The 21,978-nt window shown below is 71.8% G+C and carries 12 protein-coding genes; 11 read left to right on the top strand and 1 reads right to left on the bottom strand.

Going from position 1 to position 21,978, the window contains the following annotated elements; genetic code table 11:
- Positions 1-10 precede the first annotated feature (10 nt).
- The 4 genes from HW566_RS02175 to HW566_RS16180 all read left to right on the top strand — a co-directional run bounded on the left by HW566_RS02175 (position 11) and on the right by HW566_RS16180 (position 6,350).
- A complete protein-coding gene (locus tag HW566_RS02175; protein WP_178010006.1) occupies positions 11-1,243 on the top strand; it encodes a sugar ABC transporter substrate-binding protein in 1,233 nt (410 codons plus the stop codon).
- A gap of 67 nt (positions 1,244-1,310) precedes the next feature.
- Positions 1,311-2,939 (top strand): ABC transporter permease subunit, encoded by a 1,629-nt coding sequence (locus HW566_RS02180; RefSeq protein WP_178010008.1) that lies wholly within the window; start codon positions 1,311-1,313, stop codon positions 2,937-2,939.
- Positions 2,939-3,829 carry a sugar ABC transporter permease gene (locus HW566_RS02185; protein ID WP_178010010.1) on the top strand — a complete coding sequence of 297 codons (891 nt, stop codon included), beginning with the start codon at positions 2,939-2,941 and terminating at the stop codon, positions 3,827-3,829. The genes HW566_RS02180 and HW566_RS02185 overlap by 1 nt, the downstream gene beginning before the upstream one ends.
- Before the next feature lie 115 nt (positions 3,830-3,944).
- On the top strand, positions 3,945-6,350 hold the full coding sequence (locus tag HW566_RS16180; RefSeq protein ID WP_218621640.1) for a glycosyl hydrolase 53 family protein: 2,406 nt from the start codon (positions 3,945-3,947) through the stop codon (positions 6,348-6,350).
- Between the two features lie 113 nt (positions 6,351-6,463).
- On the opposite strand, the gene rsmI is transcribed toward HW566_RS16180, so the two are convergent.
- Positions 6,464-7,282, bottom strand: coding sequence for a 16S rRNA (cytidine(1402)-2'-O)-methyltransferase (gene rsmI / locus HW566_RS02195; protein ID WP_178010012.1), 819 nt, complete (start codon positions 7,280-7,282; stop codon positions 6,464-6,466).
- 22 nt (positions 7,283-7,304) lie between these two features.
- Here rsmI and HW566_RS02200 point away from each other — a divergent pair, with 22 nt between their 5' ends.
- The 7 genes from HW566_RS02200 to HW566_RS02230 all read left to right on the top strand — a co-directional run bounded on the left by HW566_RS02200 (position 7,305) and on the right by HW566_RS02230 (position 21,932).
- Positions 7,305-8,897: a dolichyl-phosphate-mannose--protein mannosyltransferase gene (locus HW566_RS02200; RefSeq protein WP_178010014.1), complete on the top strand. Its 1,593-nt coding sequence runs from the start codon at positions 7,305-7,307 to the stop codon at positions 8,895-8,897.
- Positions 8,898-8,932: 35 nt separating this feature from the next.
- On the top strand, positions 8,933-9,853 hold the full coding sequence (locus tag HW566_RS02205) for an FHA domain-containing protein (protein WP_178010016.1): 921 nt from the start codon (positions 8,933-8,935) through the stop codon (positions 9,851-9,853).
- Between the two features lie 113 nt (positions 9,854-9,966).
- Positions 9,967-11,112 carry a serine/threonine-protein kinase gene (locus HW566_RS02210; protein WP_178010018.1) on the top strand — a complete coding sequence of 382 codons (1,146 nt, stop codon included), beginning with the start codon at positions 9,967-9,969 and terminating at the stop codon, positions 11,110-11,112.
- A 2-nt stretch (positions 11,113-11,114) separates the two neighbouring features.
- Entirely contained in the window at positions 11,115-15,287 is a 4,173-nt protein-coding gene (locus HW566_RS02215) for an Ig-like domain-containing protein (RefSeq protein WP_178010020.1), read from the top strand.
- A 1,823-nt stretch (positions 15,288-17,110) separates the two neighbouring features.
- Positions 17,111-18,076 carry an AAA family ATPase gene (locus HW566_RS02220; RefSeq protein ID WP_178010021.1) on the top strand — a complete coding sequence of 322 codons (966 nt, stop codon included), beginning with the start codon at positions 17,111-17,113 and terminating at the stop codon, positions 18,074-18,076.
- Positions 18,073-19,428, top strand: coding sequence for a DUF58 domain-containing protein (locus tag HW566_RS02225; protein WP_178010023.1), 1,356 nt, complete (start codon positions 18,073-18,075; stop codon positions 19,426-19,428). The genes HW566_RS02220 and HW566_RS02225 overlap by 4 nt, the downstream gene beginning before the upstream one ends.
- Positions 19,425-21,932, top strand: a complete 2,508-nt coding sequence (locus tag HW566_RS02230; protein ID WP_178010025.1) for a transglutaminase domain-containing protein — start codon at positions 19,425-19,427, stop codon at positions 21,930-21,932. The genes HW566_RS02225 and HW566_RS02230 overlap by 4 nt, the downstream gene beginning before the upstream one ends.
- Positions 21,933-21,978 lie beyond the last annotated feature (46 nt).

Raw genomic sequence — 21,978 nt, forward strand, 5'->3', positions numbered from 1 at the left:
AGGAAGATCCATGCGCAAGATCGGGACCGGAATCGTCGCCATCGCGGCGACCACCGTCCTGCTGGCCGGTTGCTCCGGCGGCAGCACCCCCACCGAGAGCGGCGACGCCGGCGGCGGATCGGGCTCCGCGCTCGTCGTCTGGACCGACGCGAACCGCGCGCCGGCCATCCAGGCCGCCGCCGAGGCGTTCACCGCCGAGACCGGCACCGAGATCGAACTCGTCGAGAAGAACTTCGAGGACATCCGCAACGACTTCATCAACCAGGTCCCCACCGGTGAGGGCCCCGACATCACCGTGGGCGCCCATGACTTCCTCGGCGCCTTCGTGGCCGCCGGTGTCGTCGACACCGTCGACCTGGGTGCCGCGGCCGATCAGATCGAGCAGGTCGCGCTCGACGCGTTCACCTACGACGGCCAGGTCTACGGCTTCCCGTACGCGCTCGAGACGATCGCGCTCGTGCAGAACACCGACCTCGTCGGCGAGACCGCCCCCGCCACCTGGGACGAGATGGTCGCCTCCGCCCAGGCCGCCGGCGCCGAGCGTTCGCTCGTGATCAACACCGCCGGCCAGACCGGCGACGCCTACACGATGTACGGCTTCCAGACCTCGTTCGGCGCCCCCGTCTTCGTGCAGGACGAGTCGGGCTCGTACACCTCCGAGGTGGGCATGGGCGGCGCGGGCGGCGAGGCCTTCGCGACGTGGCTCGGCGCACACGGAGAGGCCGGCTCGGGCGAGATCTCCACCACCATCGACTACGACACCAACAACGAGCTCTTCGCCGCAGGTACCGCCGCGTACACCGTGCAGGGCCCGTGGGCCATCGAGGCGCTCACCGCCGAGGGCGTCAACGTCAAGGTCAGCCCCATCCCCAGCGCCGGCGGCGAGACCGCCGCGCCGTTCGTGGGCGTCCAGGGCTTCTACGTCAGCTCGGAGTCGAACAACGCGCTGCTCGCGCAGGAGTTCCTGACCACCTACCTGGCCACCGACGACGCGCAGCGCGCGCTCTACGAGGCCGACCCGCGTCTGCCCGCGTGGAAGAGCGTCGCCGAGGAGGTCGCCAGCGACCCGATCATCGCCGGTTTCCTCGCCTCGGCCGCCAATGGCGTGCCCCAGCCCTCGATCCCCGAGATGGGCTCGGTCTGGGACCTCTGGAACGCCGCGCAGGTCCAGATCATCAAGGGCGCCGACCCCGTCGGCACCTGGAACACGATGGTCACCGACGTCCAGGCCGCGATCGGCTGATCCCCTCCGGGGGCGGAGGAGACTCCGCCCCCGGACCCTCGTCGTAGGAATGTCGAAGGAGATGCACATGTCGGTCCCACAGGGAACCGTGAGCGAGAGCGCGCCGCCGCCTCAGACCCCGCTGTCCGCGGCCGGCGCCGAGCCGCACGGCCGTCGATGGAACGGACTCGGCTGGGGCTTCCTGGTCAAGCTCCTGCTCATGGCCGTCGTCAACGCGTTCGGCCTCATGGGCATCTTCTCGGCCGTCCAGGCCGAGTCGTGGGTGATCGCCACCGCCGCGGCGGTGCTGCTCATCGCCGCTGACGTGGTCTATTTCACCAAGCGAGCACTCCCCCTGAAGTACCTGCTTCCCGGGCTGGGCTTCCTGCTGGTGTTCCAGGTCTTCATCTTCGGCTACACCGCCTACATCGCCTTCACGAACTATGGCGCCGGCCACGTCGGCTCCCAGGAGCAGGCCGTCGAGGCCGCGCTGATCCAGGGCGAACGCCGACTCGACGACTCCCCCACCTACCCGCTCGCCGTCGTCGAACGCGCCGGCGAGTACGGTTTCGCCATCGTCGACGACGGCGAGATCAAGGCCGGCTCGGCCGAGCAGCCCCTCGAGACCGTCGGCGATGCCGCCGGGAGCGGCGTGCCGACCGAGGTGCCCGGGTGGAACGTCGTGCCCCGCGGCACGTTCCTCGGCGACACGACGCTGCAGAACACCGTCGTCGAACTCCGGGTGCCCGTGTCCGACGACCCGAATGACGGTTCCATCCGCACCCGCGACGGGTCCAGCGGCGCCGTCTACCTCTCGACGCTCACGTGGGACGCCGAAGCTCAGACCATCACCGACACGGCCACCGGCACCGTGTACGAGGCCACCGACCGGGGTACCTTCCAGGCCGCCGACGGCTCGTCGCTCGCCACGGGCTGGGTCGTCAACGTCGGGTTCGACAACTTCCTCACCCTGTTCACCGATCCCGCGCTGCTCGAGCCGCTGGGACTGGTCACGCTCTGGACGTTCGTCTGGGCTGCACTGTCGGTGATCGTGCCGTTCGCGATGGGGTTGCTGTTCGCCCTGATCTTCAACGACCCGCGCGTGAAGGGGCGCAAGATCCTGCGGACGTTGTTCATCCTCCCCTACGCGTTCCCGGCCTTCATGTCGGCGCTGCTTTTCCGGGGCATGTTCAACGCCGAGTTCGGCGTGATCAACGAGTTCTTCTTCGGGGGCGCGAACATCGACTGGCTCGGCGATCCGTGGCTCGCCCGGTTCGCGGTGCTCTTCGTCAACGTCTGGCTGACCTACCCGTACTACTTCCTCGTCTGCACCGGGGCGCTGCAGGCGCTGCCCGCCGACACGCTCGAGGCGGCATCCATCGACGGCGCCGGGCGCGTGCGTCAGATGCGGTCGATCATCCTGCCGCTCGTGCTCGTCGCCACCGCACCGCTGCTGATCTCGTCGTTCGCCTTCAGCTTCAACAACTTCACCGTCATCTACATGTTCAACAGCGGCGGACCGGCCATCCCCGGGGCGCCGTACGCCCTCGGAGCCACCGACATCCTCATCTCCGCGATCTACGACATCTCGGGGGTCTCGGGCGGCGCCGCCGACTACGGCCTCGCGAGCGCCCTGTCGATCCTCGTCTTCATCGTCGTCGGCCTGATCTCCGCGCTGGCGTTCCGTCAGACCCGCAAGCTGGAGGAGTACCAGTGATGTCCACCACCACCGCTCGCCCGACGTCCAGCCGCACGAACGCCCGCCGCCGCCGATGGGTGCTCGACGTCGGCTGGAAGTACCTCGTCGCCCTCGTCATCCTCTTCTACGCGATCTTCCCGCTGCTGTACGTCGTGTCGGCCTCGCTGAACCCGCGGGGCAACCTCGCGGCCAGCAATCAGCTGTTCGGCGTGTTCGACCTCGCCAACTTCGTCGCGCTGGGCAACTCGTCGTACTGGACCTGGTACGGCAACACCCTGCTCGTCAGCGGGGCCTCGGCGATCGGAGCCGTGCTCATGGGCGCCGCGGCGGCCTACGCGTTCTCGCGATTCCGCTTCCGCGGCCGCCGGCCCGGCCTCACCGCGCTCCTCATCATCCAGATGTTCCCGCAGGCCCTGGCCTTCGTCGCCATCTTCCTGATGCTGCTGGCCCTCGGCGAGGTGTTCCCGGCGCTCGGGCTCAACTCCAAGATCGCGCTCATCTGCGTGTACCTCGGCGGTGCGCTCGGGGTGAACACCTTCCTCATGTACGGCTTCTTCAACACCATCCCGATGGAGCTCGACGAGTCGGCGAAGATCGACGGCGCCACCCACGCGCAGATCTTCTGGCGCATCATCATGCCGCTGGTCACGCCGATCCTCGCGGTCGTGGCACTGCTGGCGTTCATCGCCTCGTTCGGTGACTACATCATCTCGAAGATCGTGCTCGTCTCGCAGGACAACTGGACACTCGCCGTCGGCATGTTCCAGTGGGTCTCGAATCAGCTCTCGAGCAACTGGGGCCTGTTCGCCGCGGGCGCCGTGCTCGCCTCGATTCCGGTGCTCGTGCTCTTCCTCGCCCTGCAGCGCTACATCATCGGCGGCCTGACCGCCGGATCGGTCAAGGGCTGACCGCCCCGTCTGATCATCCGCCCGTGCCCGACACCACCCGGTCGGGCACGGGCGGCGCCACCATCCCCCACCGGTACGATCCCGGGCTCGTCGTCGAGCCCGGGGAGAGGTCATCATGTCCCCCACCCCCCGACCGGCACCGCGCGCCCTCGCGCTCCTCGCTGCCGCATCCGTCGCCGGCGCGAGTCTCGCACTCCCGGCATCCGCCGTCGCGGCGCCCACCGACGGCGCCGTCGCCGCCGCGGTGACCGTGCCGAAGATCGACGGGCTCTCCGACGACTTCATCGGTGGCGTCGACGTCTCGTCGGTGCTCTCACTCGAAGCCTCGGGAGTCGTCTTCCGCGATGCCACGGGCGCACCCGGCGACCTGTTCGAGATCCTCGCCGACGCCGGTGTCAGCGACGTCCGAGTCCGGGTCTGGAACGACCCGTTCGACGCCGACGGCAACGGCTACGGCGGCGGCGATGTCGACGTCGAGCGCGCCGTCGAAATAGGCCAGCGGGCCACGGCTGCGGGCCTCGGCGTGCTGGTCGACTTCCATTACTCGGACTTCTGGGCCGACCCGGCCAAACAGCAGTCCCCGAAGGCCTGGGAGGGGCTCTCGCTCGATGCGCGCGCCGAGGCCCTCTACGACTTCACGCACGACGCGCTCGACCGCTTCGAGGCCGCGGCGGTCGACGTCGAGATGGTGCAGGTGGGCAACGAGACCAACAACGGCATCGCGGGTGTCCAGGTCGCCGACGCCGACGACTGGGATGCGGCTGCCACACTGTTCTCCGCCGGCTCGGCCGCCGTCCGTGACGCGGCACCCGATGCCCTCGTCGCGCTGCACTTCACGAATCCCGAGACGGCCGGCCGGTACGCGAACATCGCGAAGCAGCTCGATGACCGCGATGTCGACTACGACGTCTTCGCCTCGTCGTACTATCCGTTCTGGCACGGTTCCACCGAGAACCTGACCGCCGTGCTGTCGCAGATCGCCGACGACTACGGCAAGAAGGTCCTCGTCGCCGAGACGTCGTGGGCCTCCACGCTCGACGACGCGGACGGCCACGGCAACGTCATCGACGTCCCCGCGGAGGCCACCCGGTACCCCGTCAGCGAGCAGGGCCAGGCCTGGGCGCTGAGCGATGTGATGGCCGCCGTGGCCGCCGTCGGCGACGCCGGTCTCGGGGTCTACTACTGGGAGCCCGCGTGGCTTCCCGTCGGCCCGCCCGCGCAACTGGAGGCCAACAGGACCCTCTGGGAGCGCGACGGATCCGGCTGGGCCTCGAGCTTCGCGGCGGAGTACGACCCCGAGGACGCCGGGGAGCACTTCGGCGGATCGGCGTGGGACAACCAGGCGCTCTTCGCTCCTGACGGGATGCCGCTGGATTCGCTGAACACCTTCTCGTACGTCCGCACGGGTTCGGTCGCGCCGCTCGAGGTCGTCGCCGTGCAGTCGGTGTCACTCGCCGTGGACGACGGCGACGAGGTCGTCCTGCCCGACACCGTCGCGGTGTCGTACAACGACCGCACGACGCGACAGGAGCACGTCGCCTGGACCCCCGATACGGGACCGGTCGCCGGTCCCGGCACCTACGCGTTCACCGGGCTCACCGAGAGCGGCGAGCAGACCTCCGCGACCGTCACGGTGCGCGAGCGGAACTTCCTCGCCGGTGGCGGGTTCGAGGACGACGACCTCTCGGTGTGGCGCGTCTCGGGCACCGGGGTGACGCTGGGCGGAACCGAGAACCCGCGCACCGGCGACCACTCGACCCATTTCTGGCTCGGCAGCGACTACGCCTTCGCCATCGAGCAGACGGTGACCGGCCTGCCGGCGGGCACCTACCGGGCGAGTGGAGCGGTCCAGGGCGACGGCGAGGCCGCGGGTGACAGCATCCGCATCACGGTCTCGTCCGGGCCTGGCGTGGAGACGGAAGCCACCGCATCCGCGTCGGCGGACTTCGCGCTCGACGGGTACCGCGTCTGGTCGACGCCGGTGACCGATGCGGTCGAGGTGGGCGCCGACGGCACCGCCACGGTCCGCATCGACGCGCAGCTGTCGGCCGGCGCCTGGGGCAGCATCGACGACGTCACCCTCACCCGCGTCGCCGCCGTCGCCGCCGACACCACCGCGCTCGAAGCGGCCGTCGCGCGCGCCGAGGGGATCGACCGGTCCGCGTTCACCCCGGCATCCGTCGCAGCCGTCGACGAGGCCCTCGGCGTGGCCCGCGCGGTCCTCGCTCAGCTCGTGCCCACCCCCGAGGCCACCGACGCCGCGCTCGACGCCCTCGATGCGGCTCTCGGCTCCCTCGTCGCCCTGGGTCCAGCACCCTCGGACGGCGGGACGCCCGTCCCCGCGGCATCCGACGACCCGGTCGCGGGCGGCACCGCGACGAGCGGCGGCGCGGCGCCGAGCGGCTCTTCGCTCTCCGCCACCGGCGGCACCCTTCCCTGGGCACCGGTCGCTATCGGTGCGTTCCTGCTGGCCGCAGGCATGGTGCTCCTGCGACTGCGCACGCGGAGCGGACGGAGCTGACCGGAACGGCCCGAGCCGGCGAGAACGCATCGTCGCCGCGAGCACGCACCCGCAACGGTGCGCGCTCGCGGCGACGGTGCGTTCTCGCGTGACGCGGGCCGGGGCTCGACGCGTCAGCGACGGGCGGCGAGCGCAGCCTGGTACAGGTCGCGGGACGACAGGCCGGTGGCGGCCGAGACCTCGGCGGCCGCGTCCTTCAGCCGGATGCCGTCGGCGACGAGCCGCTGCACCTGGGCGAGGGCGTCCGCGGGGTCGACCTCGTGCGACCCCGCCCCCTCGACGACGACCACGATCTCGCCGCGCACGCCCGCAGCAGCCCAGGCGGCGAGCTCGCCGAGGGTGCCGCGCGCGATCTCCTCGTGCAGCTTCGTCAGCTCGCGGCACACGGCCGCGCGGCGGTCCGCGCCGAACGCATCGGCCATGGCGGCGAGCACCTCGGCGATGCGCGAGGGCGCCTCGAAGAAGACCAGTGTGCGTCGCTCGCCGGCCAGTTCCGCGAACAGCCGTCGCCGCTCCCCCGGTTTGCGCGGGGGGAAGCCCTCGAAGGCGAACCGGTCGGTGGGCAGTCCCGACACGGCGAGCGCGGCGAGCACGGCGCTCGGTCCCGGCAGCACCGTCACCACGACCCCCGCGGCGGCCGCGGCGGCGACGAGCCCGAACCCGGGGTCGCTCACCGTCGGCATCCCCGCGTCGCTGAGCACGAGCACGTCCTCGGTGCGGGCGCGCTCGACCAGTTCATCCGCCCGCTGCTTCTCGTTGTGGTCGTGGAGGGCGATGAGCCGGGGCCGGTTCGCGACACCGAGGGCCTGCAGGAGGCGCTGCGTCGTGCGGGTGTCCTCGGCCGCGATCGTCGTCGCGTTCTCGAGGGCCGTGACCAGTCGCGTGGTTGCGTCGCCGAGGTTGCCGATGGGCGTCGCGGCGAGGATGATCACCGCCCCAGCATAGGCTGGCGGCGTGACGACGACCGCTGAGCCGCTGCCCACCGAGGCGCGTCCCACGCTGCTCGATCGGTGGCACCGGCGCCTGTCGGGAGACGCGGCTCTGCGTCGCCGCCTGGGGTGGATCCTGCCGCTGGCGATCACTCTGCTCGCGGCCGTCGTGCGCATGTGGGACCTCGCCCATCCGCACGCGGTGGTCTTCGACGAGACCTACTACGTCAAGGACGCCTGGAGCCAGTGGGTGCTCGGGTACGCCGCGACCTGGCCGGACGGCGCCGACGAGCGCTTCCTCGCAGGAGAGAGCGACATCTTCACCACGACGGGGAGCTTCGTCGTCCATCCCCCGCTCGGGAAGTACCTCATCGCACTGCCGATGGCCGTGCTCGGGGCCGATTCGACACTCGCGTGGCGGCTCGGCACCGCCCTGGCCGGTGTCGCGTGCGTCCTCGTGCTGTACCTGCTGGCCCGCAGCCTCACCGGCTCGCTCGTGTTCGCCTCGCTCACGTCGGGTCTGCTCGCCATCGACGGGCTCGGGATCGTCATGAGCCGCGTCGCACTGCTCGACATCTTCCTGACCCTGTTCACCCTGCTGGCGTTCTGGTTCGTCGTCCTCGACCGGCGCAGGCATCGGGTGGTCCTCGCGGCGCGAGCCGCACTGCGATGGGACGACGTCGGCGGTCCGGCGTGGGGACCGGTCCTGTGGAACCGCCCCTGGGTGATCGCGGCGGGAGCGGCGGCGGGAGCCGCCTCGGCGGTGAAGTGGTCGGGTGTGTGGGTCCTCGCGGCGCTGGGCATCTACCTGGTCGTCAGCGACGCGCTGGCGCGCCGCCGCGCGGGGGTGCTCTTCTGGCCCGCCGACGCGGCGTTGCGTCAGGGCGTGGTGTCGTTCCTGCTCCTCGTGCCCGTCGCGCTGGTGGTGTATCTCGCGTCCTGGTCGGGCTGGTTCCTCACCGACGGCGGGTACGACCGCCACTCCGCCGATGCCGACCCGGCCACGGGCCTGTGGTCGTCGATCCCGCTCCCGTTGCAGAGCCTGTGGCGTTACCACGAGGCGATGTACGGGTCGACGGCGGCGATGTCGACCGCTCACGCCTACGCGAGCCCCGCCGCGCAGTGGCCGCTCCTGCTGCGCCCCACCTCGATGTACGCCGGCAGCACCCCCGCCGGCACCGACGGCTGCACCGACGCGAACGGGTGCTGGCAGATCCTGTACAGCATGCCCAACCCCATCGTGTGGTGGGCGGGCGTGGCGGCGGTGCTGTTCCTCGTCTACCTGTTCGCGCGCACACGCGACGGCCGGTACGCCATCGTTTTCACGGGTGTCGTCGCGACCTACGTGCCCTGGCTGCTGTTCCCCGAGCGCACGATCTTCCAGTTCTACACGGTGCTCATCCAGCCGTTCCTGCTGCTCGCGCTCGTGTTCGTGATCCAGGCCGCGGTGCGCGACGTCCGGGCGTCGAAGAGAGGGGGACGCCCGCTCGAACGCATCGTCATCGGCTTCCTCGTGCTGGTCGTCGCGATCGCGGTGTTCTGGTTCCCGCTGTGGTCGGCCATCGAGGTGCCCTACGAGTACTACCGATTGCACAACTGGCTTCCCGGCTGGGTCTGATGTGTCGGCGGCGCGAGCGAACGTAGGCTGAGCCCGTGTTCCGCTACTCCCCGCCCGATGACGCGCAGCGCACGGGCTTCGCGATGGTCGCCGACCGTTTCGCCCTCCTCGTCGACGCCGCCGTGGGCGACGAGCTCGCCACCGGCCTGTGGAATGCCATGACGGCGCCGGATGCCGCCTTCGAGGACGTCCTCTCACTCATCGCCGCCGTCGGAATCGGCCGTCTGCCCGACTTCGCCCTCGTCGAGCTCGTGGACGCCGCGTCGAGCTCGGTGTCCGTCGCCGTGCGCGGCACCGCGACGATCGATCTGCACGGTCCGCAGCGCAGCAGCTACGCCGGCAGCGGTGTCGGCACCTGGGTCGAGGGGTCCGCGCAGCACGTCGCCGGGATCTCGCTCGGGCTGGCCGGCGTCCTCTCCTCCGCCGTCCTCCTCCCTCTCGGACGCGGCGTCGCCCGCGCGAACGCGCTCGAGTGGGGCGTCGTCGTCTCGCCCGCGCCCGCCGTCCCCGCCGCTGCCACCGCACGCTCCGTCGCGGACGACGTGGACGACGTGGACGACAGCACGGTCCTCGGGTCACGGCGCCCCGGGGCGAGCCTGCCGGTGCCGCAGGCACCGCACGCCCGCCGGTACGTGCTGCGTCTGACCCCCGGTGGCGAGCACACGCTGGAACGCCCCGTCGTGCTGGGCCGCGCTCCCCGCACCGCGCAGCACCCCGGCGCTCGCACCGTCGCGGTGGCATCACCGCGCAAAGAGGTCTCGGGCGAGCACCTCGAGGCGCGGCTGGAGGGTGACGCGCTCGTGTTACGCGACCTCGGCTCCACCAACGGCACCGTCGTGCGCCAGCCGGACGGCGGTGAGGTGCTGCTGCGCGGCGGCGCGAGCGCCCGGGTGGCGCCGGGCACCGTCCTCGATCTCGGCGACGGGGTGACGGTCGTGTTCGAAGCGGTCCCGTGAACGGCCGTCAAGCGATTTCCCGGGGCTCGTCCGCTGTGTTAGAAAAATCTCACGGGAACAGGGTTTCGGAGGCGCAACGCACCGCGCCTCCGTCGACAGGGGGTGGATGACACGTGGTGTCGAGACTTCCCTCCGCGCCACCCGGCCTCGCCGGCTTCACCTACGTCCGGCCCCTCGGCACCGGCGGGTTCGCCGATGTCTTCCTCTTCGAGCAGAATCTGCCGCGGCGTCCGGTCGCGGTGAAGGTGATGCTCGAAGACATCGTCGACGACAGTCTCCTGCGCATGTTCAACGCCGAGGCCGACGTCATGGCACGTCTGAGCGCGCACCCCTCGATCCTCACGATCTACCAGGCATCCATCTCCGCCGACGGTCGCCCGTACATCGTGATGGAGTACTGCCCGACCTCGCTCACCAACCGGTATCGCCGTGAGGTCATCCCGGTGGCCGAGGTGCTGCAACTGGGCGTGAAGATCGCCTCCGCCCTCGAGACCGCCCACCGATCGGGGCTGCTCCACCGCGACATCAAGCCGTCGAACATCCTCATGACGACCTTCGGCGCCCCCGTCCTGGCCGACTTCGGCATCGCCTCGGCGATCACCGGCCGCGCCGACACCGACGAGGTGTTCGCGATGTCGGTGCCCTGGAGCGCGCCGGAGATCGTCGATGAACGCGTGTCGGGGTCCGTGGCCGCCGAGGTGTGGGGGCTGGGCGCGACGCTCTACTCGCTACTGGCCGGTCGGAGCCCCTTCGAACGGCCCGGCAGCGGTCGCAACAGCCGCGACCAATTGAAATCGCGCATCCGCAGAGCGGCCTACACCCCGATCGGGCGAGCGGACGTGCCCGCGCGCCTCGAGGAGGTGCTCGCCCGGTCGATGGCGCGTGACGCCTCCGCGCGTCAGGGGTCGGCGGCCGAGCTCGCGCACGAGCTGCAGCTCGTGCAGCACGAGATGGGCGTGCCGCACACCCCCATGGAGGTGGCCGTCGACGAATGGGCCGCAGCAGGGGCGGCGGTCGATTTCGCCGACGACCGAGCACGCGGCCCGGTGCGACCCTCGGTGTCGTACGAGTCGCGACGCCCCGCCCGCACTCCTCGCACGCTCGAGCGCCGTCCCGACGAGGGCACGGTCCTCGCCGGCGCCGAGCCTCGGCCGCGGCTGAGCACGACCGCCCGCATCGCCCTCCTCGCCGGCGGCGGTGCGCTCCTGGCCGCCGCCGGGGCGGTCACCACGCTCGTCATCGTCGGCGGGGGTCTGTGAGGATGGCGCGACGCAGCGCCGCGCGTCCCCGCCTGCGCCGGAGCACCTGGATCGGCGCCGGTGCGGTGACCGCGGCGGTCGCGGTCATCACGACGCTGGCGGTCGTATGGCCCGGCTACGACGCCCAGCAGACGCCTCCCGAGAATCCCGCCGTCTGGGCTCTGCAGAACGGTGTCGGCAGCGGCTACGCCCGCGTCAATCTCGAACTGGGCGAGATCGACACGGTCAAGCAGGTCGACAACGGCAGCGCGCTCGCCCAGACCGGCGACCGGTTGTTCGTCTACAGCGACGGCGGCTCGAAGTACTCCGACGTCGACCTGGGACGCCCGGTCGATCTGACGGAGGATGCCGAGGACGCGTTCGCGCCGACGCCGCCGGGCACGACCGACATCGCCGCGTCCGGTGATCACCTCGTGTACCGCACCGACGCCGGCACGGTGTTCGGTGCGAGCCTGTCCGGTGGCGGTGAGGCGGTGCCGATCGACCCGTACGCCGACGTCGAGGTCGGCGAGGATGAGGACCGACCGCGATTCGTCGCCACCGCGGTGGCCGTCGATCCCGAGGGCACCGTCTACGCGTATTCCGCGCCCGAGGGGCGTGTCGTGCGTGCCGACGCGGGCACCGGCCGCATCCTCGGCGACGACGAGACCCCCGAGGCCCCCGAGACCGCCCGGCTCACCGCCGTCGACGGACGATGGGTGCTTCTCGACGACGCCTCGGGGCGGGTGTGGATCCAGGGCCGGGACGCGGCGATCGATACGGGGCTCGCCCCCGGGGCCCGGGTGCAGGATGCCGCGGCGGCCGGCGCCTGGGCCTATATCGCCGACGGCGACGGACTCGTGCGCATCGGCCTGGCCGACGGAGCGACCGACCGCATCGTCGACCGGCCCGGCGCCGGCGTCCCCGCCACTCCCGCGGTGCTCGGTGAGACCGTGCATGCCGCCTGGCTCGCCGACGGCGAGTCGTCGGGATCGCTGTGGTCGAGCGCCGACCCGGACGAGATCGGCACCCTCGACTACGCCGGAGCCGACATCGGCGAGAACGTCGACCCCGCCTTCGTCGGGAACGGCACGCGGCTGGCGCTGAACGAGCGGCGGTCGGGCTGGGTCTGGTCCATCCCCGACGGCGAGCTGATCGCCTCCTCGCAGCAGTGGAACCTCGAGCGTCAGACGGAGGTCGAGCAGCAGGACGATGCGATGTCCGAACGTGTCGTCGACCCCAAGCCGCCGGTCGCCGTCGATGACGCCTTCGGCGTGCGGGCGGGCTCGGTCGCATTGCTGCCCGTGCTGCTGAACGACCACGATCCCAACGAAGACGTCCTCAGCATCGACCCCGGGTCGCTCGAGAACCTCGACCCGGACTTCGGCACCGCCTCGATCACCGGGGCCCAGCAGCAGCTCGCCGTGGCCGTCTCTCCCGAGGCCTCGGGAACGGCGACCCTGCGCTACCGCGTGACCGATGGGACGACAGTCGACGGACTGCTGTCCGAGGCCGCGACCGTGACGATCAGCGTCGTACCCGACGAGCAGAACACGCCGCCGGTGTGGTGCGGGGTGGAGGACTGTCTGGCCACCTGGCCGTCGCTGAGCGTCGCGCCCGGCGGCACGGTGACCGCGGACCTCCTCGACGGCTGGGTCGACCCCGAGGGCGATCCGGTGTTCCTGGCGGGCGCGACGAACGACACCGCGGTCGGCACCGTCACCACCTCGCCCGAGGGGACCCTGACCTACCAGCATCCCGACCCGAACGCGACAGACGCGCTCGCCGTCTCGATCGGGGTCACCGTCTCGGACGCGCGCGGTGCGACCGTCACGCAACCGCTGTCGATCGCGGTCACTCCCACCCCGGAGCTGGTCGCCGAATCGTTCGCGGTCACCGGCGTCGTCGGCGAGCCGATCGACATCTCGGTGGCCCCGTACGTCACCGGCGCCGCCGGTCCCGTCGCGCTCACCGGGGTGGTCGCCCTCGACGAGGCGCAGTCGACGGCCACCGCGAATCCCGCAGCGCTCAGCCTCGCCGTCACGGCGAACACCCCCGGGTCGTACCTCGTGCAGTACAGCGTCCGCGACGCGCTCACCGAGGCCACCGCTCTGGTGCGGGTCACCATGATCGCGCCGGAATCGGCGACGATCACGACCCCGCCGCTCACCGCCTTCGTGCGCCCCGACGAGGACGCCACGATCGACGTCGCCTCGGCGGTGGCCAATCCCGCCGGACTCGTGCTGCTGCTCAGCGACATCCGCCCCGAGAGCGACCCGTTCGCCTCGCTCGGCGTCGACCTCGTCGGCCAGAGTCTGCTGCGCGTGAGCGGCACGACCGACACCGGCGAGCCCGGTCGCCTCGGCGTGGTGCGCTACACCGTCTCGGACGGCACCGGCAGCGACGCCGCCACCGCGACCGGCGAGCTGACGGTGGTCCTGCTGCCCACCGCGACCGCGGAGCCTCCCATCGCCGTCGACGACGCGGTCACCGTCCGGGCCGGCACCCAGATCGACATCCCCGTGCTCGATAACGACACCGCGCCCTCGGGGGCCCTCATCGCGATCGACCCGTCGTCGATCGTCGACGAGACCGGTGGCGGGCTCGCCTTCGCCACGAGCCGCGTCGTGCGCTATCTCGCGCCCGAGGCGGCGGGAACCTACGCACTGACCTACACCGTCTTCCGGCTCGGGTTCCCCGAGGTGACCGACACCGCGCGGGTGACCGTGACGGTGGTCGGCGACGAATCGAACCAGGCTCCCCTGCCGCGCACGCTCGTCGGCCGCGTGCTCAGCGGCCAGTCGGTGAGCATCCCGCTCGACGGCTACGCGGTCGACCCCGACGGCGACCCGGTCGTCCTCGACCGCATCGTCGAACAGCCCGAGCAGGGCTCGGCCACGATCTCGGCCGACGGGTCGGCGATCGTGTACACCAGTCCCGACGGCTTCAGCGGTCAGACCCGGTTCCGCTACGCCGTACGCGACCCCAGCGGCGCGACCGGCACCGCCGATGTGCGCGTGGGCGTCATCGACACGCAGACCGATCCGAGTCCGGTCACCTACAGCGATTACCTCCAGGTGCAGGTCGGTGCCGACAGCACCGTCGTCGTGCGGCCCGCCGAGAACGACATCGACCCCGCGGGCAGCGACCTCGAACTCGTCGAGGTGCGGCCGAACGCGCCGGAGGGCTCAGCCGAGTTCGACAGTCTGCAGTCCCTCGTGTCGTCGGTCGACGAAGGCGTCGTGACGCTCCGCGGGGGCGAGGCGCTCGGCACGTTCTCGTACACGTACACCGTGCGCAACGACCGCGGCGACACCGCGATCGGGCTGATCGTCGTCAAGACCGTGCGCGAGCCCGTGCCCGACTATCCGGTGGTGCGCGACACCGTGCTCACGCTCGAATCGCGCGAGGACTTCCCGAACGGCGTCGACGTCCTCGACGGGCAGGTCTCATGGAACACCGGTGAGGTCTCGGACCTGCGCTTGAGCCTGTGGGGCGACCCAGCCGGTGTCTCCGCACGCGGTTGGGAGCTCTCCGGCGACCTCCCCGAACGTTCGCGGGTGATCCCGTTCGAGGTCACCGGCGCGGCCTTCGACGGCACCGAGGTCACCTCGTACGGGTTCCTCCGCGTGCCGGGTGACGCCGATATCCGCCTCGCCCTGCGTGAGGGGTTCCCATCGCTCGACGTGCGCGAGAACGAGACGGTGGACGTCGACATCGCGGATGCCGTGCGCGTGCCGCGCGGAGCGACCCTCGTGGTGGACGACGGTGGCGTGCGGCCGGGGGGGCGCGCGTGCCGCAGCCACGTGCTCGGTGGTCTCGGGCACGACCGTGCGCTACGCCGCCGGCGCGGGCGCGCCGTGGACCGACAGCTGCATCGTACCGGTCCGACTCGACTCGCAGGAGACGCCGACCTTCCTCACGCTGCGTATCGCGATCGAGGCCGAGATCCCGCAGCCGAGCCTGCGCAGCGCCTCGCTGACGGTGGGCCCCGGCGCCACTCAGACCTACGACCTCGCCCAGATGGTGCAGTGGGCCGGCGCGGCGGACTGGGATGCCGTGCGCTACGACGGCGCCTACGGAGGCGACCAGTTCACCGTGGCCGTCGCGAACGGGACCGTCACCGTCGTCGCCTCCGACACCGCTCGACCGGGACGCCAGGAGCCGGTCTCGATCACTCTCCCCAGTCATCCTGACGCGCCGTCGGCGAATCTGCTGCTCACCGTCGGTCCGGCGCCGTCGACGCTGCCCAAGGGCGGCTCGGCCGTGCAGACCTGTTCGCAGTCCGGCGGCGCCACCTCCTGCACCATCGAGGTCATCGGCGGCGCGGGCGAGATCAACCCCCTGCCCGGCACCCCGCTGCGCCTGGTCGGCGCGAGCGGCCCGGGCAACTGCGCCGGCGTGTCGTTCTCGCGGGCCAGCGACACCGCCGTCCGGGCGACGTGGCAGAGCGACGCGCCGGGCGCCGCCGAGTGCACCGGCACCTTCACCGTGGAGGACGCGCAGGGCCGGGTGTCGAGCGGCGGGCGCAACGGCCAGGTCATCCTCGACCTCCAGGGTCTGCCGGCTGCACCCGGGCGTCTGGAGTGGACGGCCTACACGGGAGAATCGATCAGCCTGCGGGTGACGTCCGACGGAGGCTCCTACCCGGCCGTCCAGGGCTATCGCATCACGGCCGGCGGCCGCGAGGTCGCGACGTGCCCCGCCTCCGGGTCGTGCTCGCCCGTCTCGGCACCGGTGGGAGAGAAGATCACCTACGAGGCGCGGGCGTACAGCTCGGTCGGGGAGTCCCGCTCCGCGGTGCGCGCCCAAGCATGGGCCTACCGCGCACCCGCCCAGCCCGGCGGCTCGACCGCCGAGCCGGTGCCGGCCGGGGACCGGGGCGGGAAGGCCACGGTGACGGTGACCGGACTGGACTCCACCACCGGGAGCGTGCGGCTGTCGGGAGGACGCCAGGGGGCCGACACGCGCCCCGTGGTCGGAGGAACCGCGACCTTCTCGAACTACGACATCGGCTCGAACACGGCGACCACGCTGACCGCGACCCCGCTGACGACGTTCGACCTTCCGCCGATCGCTGCGGGCTCGAGCGAGGGGCGATCCATCGAGGTGCGGGCGCACGGCGTCGGCGCACCGACCCTGACCCTGTCCGAGAGCAACACATCGACCTCGATCCGGGTCACCGCGTCCGTCGGCTCCAACGGCGACGGCACCCAGACCCGAATCGGCTTCAGCGAGCGCTCGGCGGAGGCGTGCGTGCCCGACGGCTCCGCCACGACCCGGCAGTTCGAGGCCCAGGCGTTCCGCGAGAAGACGATCTGGGCCTGCGCCGAGCACACCTACGACGGCGACTCGGGCTTCGGCATCGCCCGCGCCGAGATCTCGGCGCGACCCGTCGGCGAGATCGATGCGCCCGCGCGGATGACCTTCACGGTGTCGCCCCGACCCTCGGGCGGTCAGGCCGAGGGCTTCCGCTACGACGCCGGCTCACTGAGCGAGCCGGGGCGGCCGCCCTTCGAGGACGCGCGACTGCGGATCTACCTCAACGGCGAGCCGCGCGACGCGTTCGCTCCCCGGTACAACGCACCCGACGACGAATGGACGGCACGCTGGTGCGATTCGTTCCTCGGGACCGACGGCGCCTGCTCCGACGCCGCCCGCATCGTCGCGGCCGGTGGCAGCGCCGACTACCCGATCTCGGTCTCCACCGACAACCTCCCGAGGTGCCGCTCGAACCAGTCGGCTCCCGAGTGGGCACCCGCCGGGTTCGGTTCGAATGTCGTCTCGGTCGAGCGGACGGTGGACCAGGGCCCCCGCGGGCCGCGGAGCATCCAGTGGCGTGTGAGCTGGCGCGGTGCGCTCGGCGGGCTCGATCCGTTCACCGTCCGGGTCGACTGCGAACAGGTCGCTCCCTCGCCCACCCCGACCCCGACGCCCACGCCGACCGGCGGATCGAGCTCCGACGACGTCGACGCCGACTCCCCCTGACCCCCGCCGCACGGCAACCCGAGAGGACATCATGAGCATCACCCCGGAGCAGACCACCTGGTTCCAGGAGACGTTCTCGACGCTCGTCGACAACGTCGAGAAAGTGGTGCTCGGCAAGCGTCACGTCATCGAGCTGGCGTTCACGGCGATGGTGTCCGAGGGTCACCTGCTGCTGGAGGACTACCCGGGGACGGGCAAGACCTCGCTCGCGCGGGCGATGGGCCGGACCGTGCAGGGCACCAGCAGCCGCATCCAGTTCACCCCCGACCTCCTCCCGGGCGACGTCACGGGCATCACCGTCTACGACCAGAGCCGCGGCGAGTTCGAGTTCCATCAGGGCCCGATCTTCGCGAACGTCGTCCTGGCCGACGAGATCAACCGCGCCTCTCCCAAGACCCAGTCCGCCCTCCTGGAGGTCATGGAGGAGGGGCAGATCACGGTCGACGGCGTCACGCGACGCGTGGGGGTTCCCTTCCTCGTCGTGGCGACGCAGAACCCCGTCGAGCAGGCAGGCACCTATCGCCTCCCGGAGGCGCAGCTCGACCGGTTCTTGATGAAGACCACCCTCGGGTACCCCGACCACGCGGCGACGGTGCGCATCCTCGAAGGTGCCGCCGAGGCGCGGCACGAGGTCACGCCGGTGATCACCCCGCAGGGGGTGGTGAGCCTGGCCGACATCGCCCGCGGCGTCTATCTCGACGCGCTCGTGCTCGACTACATCGCGCGGCTCGTCGAGGCCACGCGCCTGGCGACCGAGGTGCGGCTCGGGGTGAGCGTGCGCGGCGCGATCGCGTTGACGAAGGCGGCGAAGACCTGGGCGGTCGCGCACGGGCGCAGTTACGTCACGCCCGACGACGTGAAGGCGCTCGCCGAGCCGGTGCTCGCGCACCGGCTCATCCTCGACCCCGAGGCGGAGTTCGACGGTGTCACACCGGGCGCCGTCATCGGACAGGTGCTCCTCGACACGGTGCCGCCGAGCCAGAGAGAGACCGTGTGAGCTTCACCACGGAGTCCCGCCTGACCCGGACGTCGGTCGCCGACGGCACGGGTCTCGCCCGCACGCGGTACGGCACGACCGGACGCACCACCGTGCTCGCGGTGCGCGGCGTGCAGTCGTGGCGTCGGCTCAGGCGCACCGCATCCGCGACCGCCCGGTGGGTCGGCGAGACGGTGACGGTCGCCGGCTGGTTGATGGTCGTCACCGCGGCGGCCGGGCTCGTCGCGGGTCTCGGCTGGGGCATCGTCGAGCTGGCCGCGGCGGGCGTCGCGGCCGCGGTGCTGCTCGTGCTCTCGATCCCGTTCCTGTTCAGCGCGCGCGCCTACGAGGTGGATCTGCGCCTCGAACACGACCGGGTCGTGGCGGGCTCCCCCGTCGAGGGGAGGCTCGTGGTGACCAACGTCGGCAGCGCTCCGGCCCTTCCCGGCCGGATCGACGTCCCCGTCGGCGACGGCATCGTCGATGTGCACGTCCCCCTGCTCCGGCACGGACACCAGCACACCGAACAGGTCGTCGTCCCCACGCACCGCCGCGGCGTCATCACCGTCGGCCCCGCGCGCACGGTCCGCGGTGATCCCCTCGGCATCCTCAAACGCGAGGGCACGTGGGACGACGTCCATACGCTCTACGTCCACCCGGTGACGACGACGCTGCGGAGCACGACCACCGGGTTCATCCGCGACCTCGAGGGCAGCGCATCCCGCTCGATCGTCGATGCGGACTTCTCCTTCCACGCCATCCGCCCCTACGTGCCCGGCGACTCGCAGCGCCAGATCCACTGGAAGTCGACCGCCAAGACCGGCACCCTCATGGTGCGCCAGTACGAGGAGACCCGGCGGAGCCGGATGGTGATCGCACTCGCGCTCGGCGACGACGAGCACGCCTCGGACGAGGAGTTCGAGCTCGCGGTCAGCGCCGTGGCATCCCTCGGCATCCGCGGCATCCGCGACGGACGCGACGTCGACGTCGTCGTCGGCGGCGACGTGCCGGAGTTCGCGCGGCGTCGGGTGCGGACCATCCGCGAGCTGACGACCATCACCGCCCGGACGCTCCTCGACGACCTGGCCGGTGTCGATCGCAGCGAGCACGTCAGCCCGCTCCGCGATGCGGCGTCGGTCGCCGCCGAGAGCCACCCCGACGTCTCCATCGCGTTCCTCGTGTGCGGCTCGACGCTCACACCGGCGCAGCTGCAGTCCGCGGCCCTCGCTTTTCCAGCGGACGTCGGCGTGATCGCCGTGGTCTGCTCCCCCGAGACGGAACCCGGATTCCGGCGTCTGGGGTCGATGTCGGTGCTCTCCATCGGCCTGCTCGACGACCTGCGTCAGCTGCTGGCCCGGGCGGCGCAGTCGTGAGCGCCCCGGGTCGACGCGATCTCCGCGCCCGTCGCGCCCCCCGGGTTCGTCTGCGCTTCTTCGTCGCGCAGGCGGCACTGCTCGATCTCGTCATCGCCGTCGGTGCGGTCGCGACCTGGCCGATCTACCGCAGTGCGGCGTTCGCGGTGATGGTGATCGTGGCATCGGTCGCCGCGCACGCCATCGCTGCGGCCGGACTCCGCTGGCGATGGAACGCCTGGTGGCTCGCCGGCGCGACCATCGCCGCCTATCTCGTGCTGGGTCTCCCCCTCGCCGCGCCCGCATCGCTGAGCTCCCCCGCGCAGGCGCTGTCGGGCGCGGTCGCCGTTCTCAGGGCTCCGGTCACGGGCTGGAAGGACCTGCTCACCCTCGAGCTTCCCCTCGGCAGCTACCAGGCCACGCTCGCCCCTGCGCTCGTCGTCTTCCTGGCCGTCCCGGTCATCGCGCTGTCGGTGGCCTGGCGCGGCGGACGGTTCTGGCCGCTCGCGGTGGGCACGGCGCTGCTGCCGACGGTGTTCGGGATCTTCTTCGGCTCGGCCGCCCTGCTGTCGCCGTTCGTCGTCGGCCCGGTGACGATCCCGCGCGAAGCACTCGTAGGACTGGCGGCCGTCGTCGCGGCGCTCGGTGCCATCGTGTGGCGGACGATCTCCGACCGACGACGCGCGATCGCCACGGCTGTCGCGTCGACGGGCGTACGCGCCACGGGCCGTCCTCTCCGGGGCCTGGCCGGCCGGATCGTGACCGCGGGCGCGATGGTCACCGCGGCGGTCGTCGCAGCCGCGCTGGCTGCTCCGTGGGCGCTCGCAGGTCAGCCCCGCGAGGTGCTGCGCGCCGGGATCGATCCGCGGCTCGAGATCGCCGCGGAGCTCAGCCCGCTGGCCCAGTACCGCGCGTCTTTCGCCGACGAGACCTACGCGCGGACGCTGTTCCGTGTCGACGCGCCGACGGCGGCCGACCGGGTGCGGCTCGCGACCCTCCCGTTCTACGACGGCCGGGTCGCGCGTGTCGTCGACCCCGGCGCCGGTGCCGACGACCCGCGCACCGCGTTCGCTCGTGTGCCGTCCTCGCTGCCCTCGCCCGCCGGCGCCCCGTCGCGCACGGTACGCGTCACCATCGACACCTACGACGACGTGTGGATGCCGACCGTGGGGGCAGTCACCGCCCTCGCCTTCGACGGTGGGGATGCCGCGAGCCTCGCCGACCGGTTCTACTACAACGCCGAGACCCGCGCGGGCGTGCAGTTGGGCGAGCCGGGGCTCCGAGCGGGTGCGACCTATAGCCAGGACGCCGTCGTCGACGACGGTGCTCCTTCCCTGGCCGACCTCGATCCCGCGCGCGGCGGACCCGTGCTCGGCGGCGACGTGGTTCCCGAGAGCCTGGTGACGTGGGTCGAGGCGCAGGAGGCGAGCGGCGGAGGCGCGGGCCTGGCCACGCTCATCGAACGCCTGCGCGCCCGCGGCTTCCTCAGCCATGCCCTGACGGTCGACGAGGCGAGCCCGCCCGCCTGGGCGGACGACCTGGGCGACTACGCCTTCCAGCCCAGTCGTGCCGGTCACTCGACCGACCGCATCGGACGGCTCTTCAGCGACCTGCTCGCCCGCGAGGGCGAGATCGGCGGCGACGACGACGCCGCCCTGGTGTCGGCGGTCGGCGACGACGAGCAGTTCGCCGTCGCCGGCATGATGCTCGCCGACCAGCTGGGCTTCGACGCGCGTGTCGTCGTCGGCACGCGCCTGACCTCGGACGAGCCGACGCTCTCGACGTGCGACGACGGCGTATGCACTGCGGGAGATCTCGCCGCCTGGATCGAGGTCCGCGGGGACGGGTCGACCTGGGTGCCGGTGGATGTCACGCCGCAGCACGCGGTCTCCCCGTCACCCGACACGCAGCAGCGGCAGGACCCGAAGATCCCCACCGAGGTCCGCCAGGAGCAGGCCGACACCGTGCTTCCCGCCGACGCCGACCCGAGCGACGGCGGCCGGCGCCCCGACGACGACACCCGGGCCGCTCCCGACCTCACGGCGCTATGGACGGCGTTGCGCGTCGGCGGCGTGTCGCTCCTGACGGTCGTGCTGCTCTTCGGCCCGTTCGCGCTCATCGTGCTGGTCAAACTGTTCCGGCGACGCGCGCGACGCCGCGCCGACGATCCTGTCGAGCGCCTCACGGGCGGCTGGCAGGAGTTCGTCGACGCCGCCGTCGATCACGGCCACCCCGTCCCGCGGTCGCAGACCCGCCGCGAACTGGCCGCGCATTACGGCGGAACGGCGGGGGCGACCGAGCTGGCGACCCTGGCCGACCGTTCGGTCTTCGACGCCACCGCGCCCGATCCCTCCGACGGCGACCGGTTCTGGGCCGTCGTCGACGCCGAGCGGTCGCGGCTCGACGACGGCATCGGTTGGTGGGCGCGGCTGCGCGCACGTGTCTCGGTGCGCTCGCTCCTGCGCCGCAGCGGCCGGGCATCGCCGACTCGGCGACCGATGCCGCGCCGACGGCGGGATCGGTAGGGTTGCACCCGGTACGGGCGCACGCGGTGATCACGGACGAAGAGGT

Source organism: Microbacterium oleivorans, assembly GCF_013389665.1.
Lineage (GTDB): Bacteria > Actinomycetota > Actinomycetes > Actinomycetales > Microbacteriaceae > Microbacterium > Microbacterium oleivorans_C.